The sequence below is a fragment of the Serratia sp. JSRIV001 genome, assembly GCF_019968745.1.
Lineage (GTDB): Bacteria > Pseudomonadota > Gammaproteobacteria > Enterobacterales > Enterobacteriaceae > Chania > Chania fonticola_B.
Genome location: NZ_CP074147.1, coordinates 1,410,010 through 1,422,474 on the forward strand (window position 1 = coordinate 1,410,010; position 12,465 = coordinate 1,422,474).

Sequence of the window (12,465 nt, forward strand, 5' to 3'; positions counted from 1 at the left end):
CTTTTTATGACTTCTTCTCGGGTTCAGACGCAGTCTGTGGCTTGCTATCAACTTCTTGCGCTTTCACCTGAACGCCAGGTCTGATTTTCTGCAGGCCAGAAACAATGACGCGATCGCCCGGTTTCAAACCAGCCGTCACCAACCACTTGTCGCCAATCGCCTGCGCGGCGGTCAGCGTACGCACTTCCACTTTATCGTCCTCACCTACAACCATCGCGGTAGCTTCGCCACGCGGGTTACGGGTGACGCCCTGTTGCGGAACCAGCAAGGCATCGGTACGCACGCCTTCGTCCAGACGGGCGCGCACGAACATACCTGGCAGCAAGGCATCGTTCGGGTTAGGGAAGATGGCACGAATAGTGATGGAACCGGTGGTTTCATCAACGGTCACGTCGGAGAATTCAAGCGTTCCTTCTTGCGCATAGGCCTGGCCGTTTTCCAGCAGCAGTTTCACTTTGGCCTTGCCGTTTTCCTGTTTCAGGGTGCCGTTAGCCAATTCCTGTTTCAGGCGCAGATAGTCGTTGCTTGACTGGGTCACGTCGACATACATCGGATCCAGTTGTTGCACGGTAGCCAGCGCATTGGCCTGACCGGAAGTCACCAGCGCCCCTTCGGTTACCGATGAAAGGCCGATACGACCAGAGATTGGGGAAGTCACTTTGGTGTAAGCCAGGTTGATACGCGCGGTTTCTACTGCGGCCTTGGCAGCGATCACGGAAGCGTTAGCCTGCAGCAGGGTGGAGTTGGCATTATCGAAGTCTTGCTTACTGATGTAGCTAGTACCCAGTAAAGGCTTGTAACGGTTGACCGTCAGACGCGCGATTTCTGCCGCGGCCTGGGCTTTGGCCAGGTCGCCTTTGGCACTGTCATAAGCGGCTTGATAGGTCGCTGGATCGATTTGATACAGTGAAACACCCGCCTTGATGTCGCTGCCTTCAGTAAAGTTGCGTTTCAGGATGATGCCACTAACCTGAGGGCGAACTTCGGCGATGCGGTATGCTGCGGTACGGCCAGGAAGATCGGTAGTAATATTGAGAGGTTCAGCCTTCAGCGTCACCACACCCACGGCAGGAGCCTGGTGTTGGGCCTGTTGCTGGGTTTCTTTATCGTTACATCCTGTAAGCACTAAGCTGCCTGAAAGCATCAGAACTGCCGCCAGAGGCGTTAACCCTCTGTTTTTGTTCATAGAAAAACCTCAAGTGTCCGATTTCAAATTGATCAATGGATCACAAGCTTTAAAACCCATTGCTGCGTTAATTTTATCTGCGTGCTATGGTACATACATTCGCGAATGTATGTAAATCACACCGCCCCTAAAAAACAACATCATGGCACGAAAAACCAAACAGCAGGCGCAAGAAACACGACAACAGATCCTCGACGCCGCAGTGAGGGAATTCTCCGAGCGTGGCGTTTCGGCAACCTCTTTGACTGATATCGCAACCGCTGCCGGGGTTACGCGTGGTGCAATTTACTGGCACTTCAAGAACAAGGTAGACCTGTTTAATGAAGTTTGGGAGCTCTCAGAGTCGAAAATAGGCGATCTGGAGATAGAGTATCAGGCAAAGTATCCCGATAATCCACTGCGTATTTTAAGAGAGATTCTGATTTATATTCTGACCGCTACGGTCGATGACTGTCGGCGCCGGGCATTGATGGAGATCGTGTTCCATAAATGCGAATTTATTGGCGAAATGATGCCGTTACATGACGCTCGCAAGGTGCTTTACCTTGAAGGCTATGATCGTATCGAGCGCGTTTTACGCAACAGTATGGATCACGGGCAACTCCCTGCCGATCTGCATACCCGCCGGGCCGCAATCATCCTGCGTGCTTACATCACCGGCCTGATGGAGAACTGGCTGTTTATGCCGGAAAGCTTTGATCTCAAAGCCGAGGCGAGTATCTTGGTCGACAGCTTCCTCGAAATGGCGCAGCTTAGCCCTTCTCTACGTGTGAACGCGCCAGCCCGGTAGACCTCGATAAGGAGAATCCAAATGTCATCTCTGTTACTGATTGCCAATGGTGCGGCTTATGGCCAGGAATCGTTGTTCAATGCGCTACGTCTGGCGATCACCCTGAAAGAACAGCAGCCCAAGCTGCAGTTAAAACTGTTTCTGATGTCCGATGCGGTCGTGGCGGGCATTGCCGGGCAGCAGCCGCGTGAAGGTTATCATTTGCAGCAGATGCTGGAAATTCTGACGGCGCAGCAGGTACCGGTCAAACTCTGTAAAACCTGTGCCGATGCCCGTGGCGTCAGCCAACTGAAGCTGGCCGATGGCGTAGAAATTGGCACGCTGGTGGAATTGGCCCAGTGGACGCTGGCGGCAGAGAAAGTGCTGACTTTCTGAGTCCCAGGCGATTCATGTCCTGCAATGCTTTTCTTATTCATCGCCGACCTGCGATCGTGATAACCTTGACGCTTGATGGTTAAACCGACGCTAAATCATGAGTCGCAGGCGTATTCTCCCCGTAGTACAAACTGTTTCCCTGTCTTACGCTGCGGGCCAATTCCGCATTATTACGCTATGGTTTTTGTTGTTGGCGGCGCTGGTTCTGCCTTTGGGCGCGTTCGCGGCACAAAGCGGCGACCTCCCTGCGCGCAGTGACATTCAGAGCCAGATAGAGGCGCTGAACAAACAGAAAAACCTGACGCCGGTCGAAAAGCTCTCTCTACAGGACTTAAATCGCACGCTGGAACTGCTTGACGGCATCGATCGTATCAAGCAAGAGGTCAATCAGCTTAAACAGCAGGTTCAGCAGGCCCCAGCCAAGTTACAACAGGTCACACGGGATCTGGAGTCGCTGAAAAATCCGGCTGATGAAGCGGTGACGCGAGCCGAACTGCTACCGCTTTCCCTGCGTCAGTTGGAAAGCCGCCTCTATCAGACGTTGGACGAACTGCAGGACACCCAGGAAAGCCTCTCCACCTACAACAGCCAGCTTATCTCACTGCAGACCCAGCCAGAGCGCGTACAGAGCAGTATGTACACGGCTTCCCAGCGCCTGCAGGAAATCCGTAACCTGCTAAGCGATCGTGCACCGGGGCAGCAGGTATTACGCAGCACCCAGCAGGTCATGCTCAATACGGAGCAGGTGTTGCTCAATGCTGAGATAGACCTGCAACGCAGAAGCCTGGATGCCAACACAACGTTACAAGACCTGCTCCAGAAGCAGCGTGATTACACCACCATGAACATCGATGCCCTGGATCACCGAGTGCAGATGTTGCAGGATGTGGTAAACAGCAAACGGCTGACGCTGTCGGAAAAAACGGCGAAAGAGGCGCAGAATCCGGAGGATACCAGCGATATCCAGAGCGACAAACTGGTGAGCAAAGAGCTGAACATCAACCGGCAAATCAGCCAGCGGCTGATCACCGCCACGCAAGAAAGTAATACCCTGTTCCAGCAAAATATTCAGGTGAAAAACTGGCTCGATCGCGGCCTGCAATCGGAACAAAACCTGAAAGAGCAGATCCAGGTGCTGAAGGGCAGCCTGGTGTTATCGCGCATTCTTTATCAGCAGCAGCAAAACCTGCCGCCGGGCACATTGGTGGCGGACATGAGCACCCAGATCGCGGATTTACGGCTGGAGCAGTTTGAGATCAACCAGCAGCGCGATGAGCTGTTCAAGGGCGATGACTTCATCAATAAGCTGGTGGCGGACAGTAAGGAAAAGGCCAACGGCGACGTGCTTGACGCGTTGAATGAAATTGTCGATATGCGCCGTGAGCTGCTCGATCAACTGAATAAACAGCTCAATAACCAACTGTCGTTGGCCATCAACCTGCAGATTAATCAGCAGCAACTGACCAGCGTTTATAACTCGGTACAGGACACGCTGACCCAGCAGATTTTCTGGGTTAACAGCAACAAGCCTATCGATTTCGCTTGGCTCAAGGGGCTGCCTGGCGCGGTGAAAGAACAGCTGGCCGGGCTGGATTTTAAATTCGAACCCGGACAGTTGATGTTGGGCGGACTGCATGCCCTGGTGTTCCTGATCCCGTTGCTGGTAGTGATTGGCCTACTGCGCTGGCGCTACCGCCTGATTGACAGGCATCTGCAAAAGCTGGCCAATGATGTCGGCCAGCTAAAGCGCGATAGCCAACTGCATACGCCGAAAGCCATTCTGCTCACCTTATTAAAGGTGTTACCGGGCTCTTTACTGTTGCTCGGTGCCGGGTTCTGGTTCTATCGGGCCGATTTCAGCATCAGCGATTTTATCTGGGCCTTGTCACAACAGCTGGCGTTATTCTGGTTGGTGTTTGGCTTCACTTTCCGCATGCTGGCCCCGGGAGGTATTTCGCAGCGGCATTTTAATATCCCGGCCGATCGCTGTGCGCACTATCGCCGCCAGACCTTCAGGTTGGGACTTGCCCTGTTACCACTGATCTTCTGGTCAGTGCTGGGCGAAAAAGCCCCGCTGAGATTGGTCGAAGATGTTATTGGCCAGGTGGTGGTGATCCTAACATTGGCGCTATTATCGGTGTTGGTGTTCCCTATCTGCCGCGACCATTGGCGTGAAAAAGACTCCCATAAAGTGCGGTTGCTGATGGTCACTGCGCTGGCTGCCACACCGGTGATCCTGCTAGGGCTGATGTTTGCCGGTTACTTCTATACCACGTTACGTTTGGCTGGCCGTTGGATCGATAGCCTCTATCTGTACTTCCTGTGGAATATCGTTTATCTGGCAGCGATCCGTGGCCTGAGCGTGGCCGCTCGTCGGTTGGCCTATCGCCGTGCCCTTGCGCGCCGACAAAACCAGGCCAAAGAGAAAGAGGGGGCCGAAGGTAACGAGCCGGTAGAGGAACCCCCACTGGCGCTGGATCAAATCAACCAGCAGTCGCTGCGTTTGACCACCATGGTGCTGTTTCTGATCTTCGCCAGTGCGTTTTATGCGATATGGTCGGATCTGGTCACGGTGATCTCCTACCTCGACAGCGTTACCCTATGGCATTACTCCAGCAACGTGGCGGGCAGTGTGATACCGCAGGCGGTAACGTTGGGTAATATGATGGTGGCCGTCCTGGCGGTGATCGTCGCTTACGTCATGACGCGTAACCTGCCGGGGTTGCTGGAAGTGTTGGTGTTATCCCGCCTGCAGTTGCGGCAGGGGGCGTCTTACGCCATCACCACCATTCTGACCTATCTGATCACGGCGGTAGGGACCATCACTGCGTTAGGATCGCTGGGCGTCTCTTGGGACAAGCTCCAGTGGCTGGTGGCGGCGCTGTCGGTAGGTTTGGGCTTCGGTTTACAGGAAATCTTTGCCAACTTCGTTTCCGGCCTGATCATTCTGTTTGAACGCCCGGTGCGGATCGGCGATACCATCACCATCGGCACGTACTCCGGGACGGTCAGCAAGATCCGGATTCGCGCTACCACCATTACGGACTTTGACCGTAAAGAAGTGATCATTCCTAACAAAGCGTTTGTCACCGAGCGGCTGATTAACTGGTCACTGTCAGACACCATTACCCGCGTGCTGATTAAAGTGGGAGTGGCCTATGGCTCCGATCTGGACAAGGTCAAGGCGGTGCTGTTGCAGGCGGCGCATGAAAACCCGCGCGTGATGACGGATCCTGAGCCGATGGTGTTTTTCCTCAACTTTGGTGCCAGCACGCTGGATCATGAGCTGCGGTTGTACGTGCGTGAGCTGCGCGATCGCAGCTATACCGTGGATGAACTGAACCGGGCGATTGACCGCCTATGCCGTGAGAACGACATTAATATCGCCTTCAACCAGTTGGAAGTGTACCTGCATAACCAGCAGGGCAACGAAGTGCAGGAGGTCAAGCGGGCGCAGGTTCCAGGCATCGGTGATCACCCTGCGGTGTAGGAACCTGGTGATAACGCTAGCGGGCCATGATCATTGGCCCGCGGGCAAATATGGTGAGGTGATGCCTGCACGCTGCATCTTTTCCTGATAGTCTTTTCTGACAATGTCCAGCGCGGCCAGCGCCGTTGCCGGATCGATCTCGTTGCATTCCAGCAGGTAAATCAAGTCTACCGCCAGTTGTAATTCTGGGGAGGCATTCTCTAGCGACATAAGTCCAACGTTGGTGTGAGTAAAGGGATCTTCCCGTGTTTTAAACGCAGGAGAGACGAGATTGTGCTTTGGCTGAGTATAGTGAACCTGGCGCGGGGAGGGGAATAATCATTAAAATATTGTGACAAATATTCAAAAACCGTTTTCTTTTCGCTCGATACTGCGCTCTATGCGCGCCAACGCTTGCCGACAACGCACTAATCTGCCCTCGAATGCGGCCAGTTCCTGTTGTAATTTCTTCTGCGCGGCGAAGGTGGTTTGTTGCCCTAACAGACTTTCGCGGTCCTGGATCATGGCGATCAGGCGGCGTTCATAATCCTGATGTTCGGCGAGCTTATGGTACAAATCGACCACCGCCACTTCCTTCGGCTGATTTTTACGCCGTATCGTCTGGGTCGCCATTTCGCGCTGTAACGCGGTGAGCTGTGCCACCAGCTTTTCTGCCAGAAAGGCGACGTGGGCGGTACGGTTGTCTTTGACCGCCGTTTGTAGCTGGGCAAAGTTCTTTTGTATCTCGGCCAGATAATCTCGTAACCGCGTGCCGTGGTTGGAGAACAGGGCAACGTCAAACCGCGCCTGCGAGATCGGAGTATCACCTCGCGGTTGGATTTCGCTGGCCAGGGCGGCGATCTGTTGTTCAAGCGCCTGTAATAAGCGTTGCGTAGTCACGTGAGATCCTTTGATAAGGCAGTAAGTGCCTAAGCTTGCCCGTGAAAGAGAGATCAGACAAGCTTCGGATGGATAAAGCCGCCAACTGGCAGCATTATGGCCAAGGATGCTACAGTAAACGGGCCATCATGATAGGTAAGGACAGGCATGACTCGTTGGTTGTTGATTATACTGGGTTGGTTAGCCGTGGTGCTGGCAACGTTGGGCGTGGTGCTGCCACTGCTGCCAACGACCCCATTTCTGTTGTTGGCTGCCTGGTGCTTTGCACGTTCTTCACCGCGGTTTCATCATTGGTTGCTGTATCGCTCCTGGTTCGGTTCTTATTTGCGGCATTGGCAACAGCATAAGGCGTTACCGCCAGGAGCCAAGTGGAAAGCGGTGCTGGTTATTGTCCTGACTTTTGCCGCTTCCCTCTGGTTGGTGAACCTTTGGTGGGTGCGAGGTGTACTGCTGGCGATCCTGGTTATTTTGCTGACCTTTATGCTCAGGCTGCCAGTTATTGACCTGCCGCAACAAAAACAGCGCTGATCGTGCGGCGTCAGTTGCATTTATCCGCCTTTTTGCATAGATTTGGGCGTTTTCGTGCGCAGGTTTCCTCCCGACGTTTTTTTGTTCAAAGCGTGGTGGTTGCAGGCCTGTGTGGAAGTTATCAGGTAGTTTTATCAGGCAATAACTATGACCGCGACTGCGCAACAGCTTCAGTATATTAGAGACAGTATCAAAACCATTCCCGACTACCCGAAGCCGGGTATTCTGTTCCGTGATGTGACCAGCCTGTTGGAAAACCCGCTGGCGTATGCTTCCAGTATTGAACTGCTGGTCGAACGTTACCGCGATACGGGCGTCACCAAGGTGGTGGGTACTGAAGCGCGTGGTTTCCTGTTCGGGGCACCAGTGGCGTTGGCGCTGGGCGTTGGCTTTGTGCCGGTACGCAAACCGGGTAAATTGCCGCGTGCGACGCTGAGCGAAAGCTATGAGCTGGAATACGGCACCGACAAGCTGGAAATTCACACCGATGCCATCGTTGCTGGCGACAAAGTACTGGTCGTTGACGATTTGCTGGCCACCGGTGGCACGATCGAAGCCACCGCCACGCTGATCCGCCGTTTGGGTGGTGAAGTGACAGATGCGGCATTTATCATCAACCTGCCGGACCTCGGGGGCGAAACGCGCCTGAATAATCTGGGTATTAATTGCTACTGCCTGCTCGACTTCGCCGGGCATTGATACCTTCGATAGACAACCCCGTGGTTCGCTGCGGGGTTGACGTATAACAGCCACATCCCCGCGCGCTCTACTGCCTTCTATCCTCATAATTTCCTTACTGAAAACGCCAATACTTTGGCTCGCGACAACATTTTAACCTGCGGCTTCATATGATAAGGTCCATTCAGGTTTGGTTGAAAAGCGAGCGATTATGAAAAAAAACAGCAAACTCAATTTACACGATGCGGTATTCAAACAGTTTCTAATGCACCCAGGGACAGCACAGGATTTCCTCGAAATCCATCTGCCAGCAGAACTACGCAAGATTTGCGACCTCAGCACTCTGAAGCTTGAATCCGGTTCTTTTGTTGAGGACGATTTACGCCAGTATTTCAGTGATGTTCTCTATAGTCTGAAAACCGTGGCGGGCGATGGGTATATTCATGTGCTTATCGAACATCAGTCAACGCCAGATCAACATATGGCCTTCAGGCTGCTGCGTTATGCCATCGCCGCCATGCAGCGTCATCTTGTGGCCGGGCACAAAAAGCTACCACTGGTTATTCCTATACTGTTCTACGCTGGCAAACGTAGCCCGTACCCGTATTCAACCAATTGGTTGCAGGAGTTTGACGCTCCTGAGCTGGCGAAAAAACTCTACGGTGCTGATTTTCCTGTGGTGGATGTCACCGTTATTCCCGATGATGAAATTATGAATCACCGCAGCATGGCCGCACTGACGCTGTTGCAGAAACATATCCACCAACGCGACATCACAGAACTGACCGACCGGCTAGCGACCATCTTGCTGGCGGGATATCTTTCTTCGCAACAGGTGATATCGTTGGTACACTATTTAGTACAGGCTGGCGAAACCGCTGACGCCGAAGCCTTTGTACGCGAGCTGGCACAACGAGTGCCCGAACACGGAGACGAACTAATGACGATCGCACAACAGCTGGAGCAGAAAGGCAGAATTGCAGGTCGAGAAGAGGGCCGAATAGCTGGGCTTGAAGAAGGACGTGAAGAAGGACGTGAAGAAGGCCGCGAAGAAGGTGTTCTGCTAGGTAAGCTGGACGTCGCTCGTAGCCTACTCAAAATGGGCATGGCTCGTGAGGCCGTGCTTGAGGCAACGGGTTTGACCGAAGACGAGCTGGCCCAGATTCGTCACTAAAGCTTTAACGGCTGGCGTTCGTTGGCCGTTTCAACTCGATAGCTCTTCCCTGTCAAACACAGTATAAATTCTTTCAGGTGGTTAACCTTCGCCAAGGTGTTTTCCTGTCATTGACTGGCCACCAAGCTCGCGTCTGGCAGGCATGATGCAAAGTTATAGGAATGACGGCGGGCGTACTGTTACACTAAAGTGTGAGTGGCCATCGGACGATAAAGGGTATCGGTTCAACCTCGGTACCAGCAGGCCGCCCACATGGCAATGTCCTCGACGTTGTGGTGTACTACTTGGGTTGAAATTACTCCATAAATCAGTGATGAAGTCTTAATGAGCTATCAGGTTCTTGCCCGTAAGTGGCGCCCCCAAACGTTTGCAGAGGTTGTCGGACAAGAGCATGTCCTGACGGCGCTGGCTAATGGCCTCTCTCTGGGGCGGATCCATCACGCCTATCTGTTCTCCGGCACGCGTGGCGTGGGTAAAACCACCATTGCGCGTCTGTTGGCCAAAGGTTTGAACTGCGAAACAGGCATCACTGCGACGCCCTGCGGCCAATGTGATAACTGCCGTGAAATTGAGCAGGGGCGCTTTGTCGATCTGATCGAGATCGATGCCGCCTCCAGAACCAAAGTGGAAGATACTCGCGATCTGCTCGATAACGTGCAATACGCCCCGGCGCGTGGCCGTTTCAAGGTTTACCTGATCGATGAAGTCCACATGCTCTCGCGCCACAGCTTCAATGCGTTGCTGAAAACGCTGGAAGAGCCGCCTGCGCACGTCAAGTTCCTATTGGCAACCACCGATCCGCAGAAGCTGCCGGTCACTATTCTTTCTCGCTGCCTGCAATTCCATCTTAAAGCGATGGACGTGGAACAAATCCGCACCCAGTTGGAAACCGTCTTGCTGGCAGAGCACATCACCAGCGATGCCCGCGCGTTGCAACTGTTGGCACGCGCCGCCGATGGCAGTATGCGCGATGCCCTCAGCCTGACCGACCAGGCGATTGCCATGGGGCAGGGGCAGGTGACGACCGACACCGTCAGCCAGATGCTGGGGACGTTGGATGATGAGCAGCCGCTGGCCATCCTGGAAGCCCTGGTGAGTGCCGACGGTGAAAAAGTGATGGCGCAGGTCGCCCAGGCAGCGTCACGCGGCGTGGATTGGGAAAACCTGCTGGTGGAGACGCTGGCGCTGCTGCACCGCATTGCGATGGTGCAACTGCTGCCCTCGGTGCTGGACAATCATTACGCTGCGATTGAGCAGCGGTTACGTGAGCTGGCGCGTACCCTGCCGCCAACGGACGTACAGCTTTATTATCAAACCTTGCTGGTTGGCCGCAAAGAGTTGGCCTTTGCCCCGGATCGCCGTATGGGCGTAGAGATGACCCTGCTGCGCGCGCTGGCGTTTCACCCCAAAGCGGTGATCCCAGAGCCGGTGGCCATGGTACAGACCGCGCCCGCACAGCCGCAGGGGAATATGGCCGTTGCGCCACCTTCTCCCTATCCAGATGCCCCACCTCCCTTGGGGCAGGCTGCGTCAGTGCAGAATACTCAACCAACAAATTTACCGGATGCTACCGCGCAGTTACTTAAAGCGCGAACCCAGTTGCTGCGGCAACAGGGGGCATCCACCGCAAAAAAGAATGAGCCGGCGGCGCCAGGAATAGCGCGGCCGGCTAACTCGGCACTAGAGCGTTTAGCCTCGGTAACCGAACGCAGCCAGAAGCGTCAGGCCGAAAGGATCGTGACGGAGAAGCCGGCCAAGCCGGAGGCCTATCGCTGGCGTGCGCTTACCGAACCTGAAGCCGCGCCGGAACCGCTGGCCACGCCAAAAGCGTTGCGTACGGCGCTCGAACATGAAAAAACGCCTGAGCTGTCGGCTAAACTGGTGGTTGAGTCCATCGAGCGCGATCCTTGGGCGGCAGAGATCGACCAGCTAAAAATACCGAAACTGGTGCAGCAACTGGCGTTAAACGCCTTTAAGCAGCAACTGGCTCCGGACAGCATTTGTCTCCACCTGCGGTCTTCGCAGCGTCATCTGAATTCGCCTTCGGCACAGAAGACACTGGCGCAGGCACTCAGTGAGTTACATGGCCGCACGGTTGAACTCAGCGTGGTGGAAGACGATAATCCGGCGGAGCGGACTCCGCTGGAGTGGCGGCAAGCCATTTATGAAGAAAAACTGGCGCAGGCTCGCCAGTCCATCGTTGCGGATACCAATATCCAGACCTTGCGTCGGTTCTTCGATGCAGATCTGGATGAAGAGAGTATTCGCCCTATTTAACGCGGCGCACGGTGCGCGGCCAATGCTATGAGAGACGACTATGTTTGGTAAAGGCGGTATGGGTAACCTGATGAAGCAAGCCCAGCAAATGCAGGAAAAGATGCAGCAGATGCAGGAAGAAATTGCCAAATTGGAAGTGACGGGTGAATCCGGGGCAGGCTTGGTGAAAGTGACCATCAACGGGGCACATAACTGCCGCCGGGTAGAAATCGACCCAAGCCTGATGGAAGACGACAAAGAGATGCTGGAAGATCTGATCGCTGCCGCTTTCAATGACGCAGCACGTCGCATCGAAGAAACCCAGAAAGAGAAGATGGCGTCGGTTTCCAGCGGGATGCAGTTGCCGCCAGGCTTTAAGATGCCGTTCTGATGCAAACCAGCCCGCTCCTTGAATCATTGATGGAGGCACTGCGCTGTCTGCCGGGCGTTGGCCCGAAGTCGGCGCAGCGTATGGCTTTCCAACTGCTGCAGCGCGATCGCAGCGGTGGTATGCGGCTGGCACAGGCGCTGACCCGTGCCATGTCGGAGATCGGACACTGTGCCGATTGCCGTACCTTCACCGAGCAGGATACCTGCACCATCTGCAATAATGTGCGCCGCCAGCAAAACGGCCAGATTTGCGTAGTGGAGAGCCCGGCGGATATTCACGCCATCGAGCAGACCGGCCAGTTTGCCGGGCGCTACTTTGTGCTGATGGGCCATCTGTCACCGTTAGACGGCATTGGCCCAGGCGATATCGGCCTGGATCGGTTGGAGCAACGGCTGGAGAAGGAAACCATCACTGAAGTGATCCTGGCCACCAACCCGACGGTGGAAGGGGACGCCACGGCCAACTACATCGCCGAGATGTGTGGCCAATATGGCGTACTTGCCAGCCGCATTGCCCACGGGGTTCCGGTGGGTGGTGAACTGGAAATGGTGGATGGCACCACGCTGTCGCACTCCCTGGCCGGACGCCACGCGATCAAATTCTGATGATTCTGTACGGGGCAGTCCTCTGCCCCGTAATCCGTTGACAAAAAATTCCCCGCCAGCCGCTTGAAAAACCACAGAGTTAACCCCATTTGATCCTCATTGCATGATTTGGT

General features: G+C 54.6%; 12 protein-coding genes and 1 other annotated feature. Of the genes, 9 read left to right on the forward strand and 3 right to left on the reverse strand.

Going from position 1 to position 12,465, the window contains the following annotated elements; all coding sequences use genetic code 11:
- Window positions 1–4 precede the first annotated feature (4 nt).
- A complete protein-coding gene (gene sdeX, locus KGP17_RS06355; RefSeq protein ID WP_223499047.1) occupies window positions 5–1,186 on the reverse strand; it encodes a multidrug efflux RND transporter periplasmic adaptor subunit SdeX in 1,182 nt (393 codons plus the stop codon).
- 142 nt (window positions 1,187–1,328) lie between these two features.
- Here sdeX and acrR point away from each other — a divergent pair, with 142 nt between their 5' ends.
- The 3 genes from acrR (at window position 1,329) to mscK (ending at window position 5,841) form a co-directional block, all read left to right on the forward strand.
- Entirely contained in the window at window positions 1,329–1,976 is a 648-nt protein-coding gene (gene acrR / locus KGP17_RS06360; protein ID WP_021180132.1) for a multidrug efflux transporter transcriptional repressor AcrR, read from the forward strand.
- 21 nt (window positions 1,977–1,997) lie between these two features.
- On the forward strand, window positions 1,998–2,351 hold the full coding sequence (locus KGP17_RS06365) for a DsrE/DsrF/TusD sulfur relay family protein (protein ID WP_021805459.1): 354 nt from the start codon (window positions 1,998–2,000) through the stop codon (window positions 2,349–2,351).
- Between the two features lie 97 nt (window positions 2,352–2,448).
- Entirely contained in the window at window positions 2,449–5,841 is a 3,393-nt protein-coding gene (mscK, locus tag KGP17_RS06370) for a mechanosensitive channel MscK (RefSeq protein ID WP_223499048.1), read from the forward strand.
- Window positions 5,842–5,871: 30 nt separating this feature from the next.
- Here the strand turns inward: mscK and rsmS are convergent, their stop codons facing one another.
- Both rsmS and priC read right to left on the reverse strand, forming a co-directional pair.
- Window positions 5,872–6,051, reverse strand: a complete 180-nt coding sequence (rsmS, locus tag KGP17_RS06375; RefSeq protein WP_021180129.1) for a pleiotropic regulatory protein RsmS — start codon at window positions 6,049–6,051, stop codon at window positions 5,872–5,874.
- Window positions 6,052–6,183: 132 nt separating this feature from the next.
- The gene (priC, locus tag KGP17_RS06380) at window positions 6,184–6,720 is read right to left on the reverse strand and encodes a primosomal replication protein PriC (protein ID WP_059200031.1); all 537 of its coding nucleotides are present in this window, start codon (window positions 6,718–6,720) and stop codon (window positions 6,184–6,186) included.
- A gap of 147 nt (window positions 6,721–6,867) precedes the next feature.
- Here priC and KGP17_RS06385 point away from each other — a divergent pair, with 147 nt between their 5' ends.
- The 6 genes from KGP17_RS06385 to recR all read left to right on the forward strand — a co-directional run bounded on the left by KGP17_RS06385 (window position 6,868) and on the right by recR (window position 12,352).
- Window positions 6,868–7,248 (forward strand): DUF454 family protein, encoded by a 381-nt coding sequence (locus KGP17_RS06385; protein ID WP_059200032.1) that lies wholly within the window; start codon window positions 6,868–6,870, stop codon window positions 7,246–7,248.
- 147 nt (window positions 7,249–7,395) lie between these two features.
- Window positions 7,396–7,947 carry an adenine phosphoribosyltransferase gene (gene apt, locus KGP17_RS06390; protein ID WP_021180126.1) on the forward strand — a complete coding sequence of 184 codons (552 nt, stop codon included), beginning with the start codon at window positions 7,396–7,398 and terminating at the stop codon, window positions 7,945–7,947.
- A 190-nt stretch (window positions 7,948–8,137) separates the two neighbouring features.
- Window positions 8,138–9,100, forward strand: coding sequence for an Rpn family recombination-promoting nuclease/putative transposase (locus KGP17_RS06395; RefSeq protein WP_166734316.1), 963 nt, complete (start codon window positions 8,138–8,140; stop codon window positions 9,098–9,100).
- A gap of 324 nt (window positions 9,101–9,424) precedes the next feature.
- Complete coding sequence (gene dnaX, locus KGP17_RS06400) at window positions 9,425–11,377, forward strand: DNA polymerase III subunit gamma/tau (protein WP_223499049.1); 1,953 nt, start codon at window positions 9,425–9,427, stop codon at window positions 11,375–11,377.
- Window positions 10,710–10,774: a sequence feature (DnaX frameshifting element), on the forward strand. (Overlaps the previous gene by 65 nt.)
- Before the next feature lie 40 nt (window positions 11,378–11,417).
- Window positions 11,418–11,747 carry a YbaB/EbfC family nucleoid-associated protein gene (locus KGP17_RS06405; protein ID WP_021180123.1) on the forward strand — a complete coding sequence of 110 codons (330 nt, stop codon included), beginning with the start codon at window positions 11,418–11,420 and terminating at the stop codon, window positions 11,745–11,747.
- Window positions 11,747–12,352 (forward strand): recombination mediator RecR, encoded by a 606-nt coding sequence (recR, locus tag KGP17_RS06410; protein WP_024484410.1) that lies wholly within the window; start codon window positions 11,747–11,749, stop codon window positions 12,350–12,352. The genes KGP17_RS06405 and recR overlap by 1 nt, the downstream gene beginning before the upstream one ends.
- Window positions 12,353–12,465 lie beyond the last annotated feature (113 nt).

Excerpts from the sequence above, each read along its gene's own strand:
- dnaX (WP_223499049.1), top strand. The coding sequence starts at position 9,425 with ATGAGCTATCAGGTTCTTGCCCGTAAGTGGCGCCCCCAAACGTTTGCA.
- KGP17_RS06395 (WP_166734316.1), top strand. The coding sequence starts at position 8,138 with ATGAAAAAAAACAGCAAACTCAATTTACACGATGCGGTATTCAAACAG.
- KGP17_RS06385 (WP_059200032.1), top strand. The coding sequence starts at position 6,868 with ATGACTCGTTGGTTGTTGATTATACTGGGTTGGTTAGCCGTGGTGCTG.
- KGP17_RS06365 (WP_021805459.1), top strand. The coding sequence starts at position 1,998 with ATGTCATCTCTGTTACTGATTGCCAATGGTGCGGCTTATGGCCAGGAA.
- acrR (WP_021180132.1), top strand. The coding sequence starts at position 1,329 with ATGGCACGAAAAACCAAACAGCAGGCGCAAGAAACACGACAACAGATC.
- recR (WP_024484410.1), top strand. The coding sequence starts at position 11,747 with ATGCAAACCAGCCCGCTCCTTGAATCATTGATGGAGGCACTGCGCTGT.
- sdeX (WP_223499047.1), bottom strand. The coding sequence starts at position 1,186 with ATGAACAAAAACAGAGGGTTAACGCCTCTGGCGGCAGTTCTGATGCTT.
- apt (WP_021180126.1), top strand. The coding sequence starts at position 7,396 with ATGACCGCGACTGCGCAACAGCTTCAGTATATTAGAGACAGTATCAAA.
- rsmS (WP_021180129.1), bottom strand. The coding sequence starts at position 6,051 with ATGTCGCTAGAGAATGCCTCCCCAGAATTACAACTGGCGGTAGACTTG.
- mscK (WP_223499048.1), top strand. The coding sequence starts at position 2,449 with ATGAGTCGCAGGCGTATTCTCCCCGTAGTACAAACTGTTTCCCTGTCT.
- KGP17_RS06405 (WP_021180123.1), top strand. The coding sequence starts at position 11,418 with ATGTTTGGTAAAGGCGGTATGGGTAACCTGATGAAGCAAGCCCAGCAA.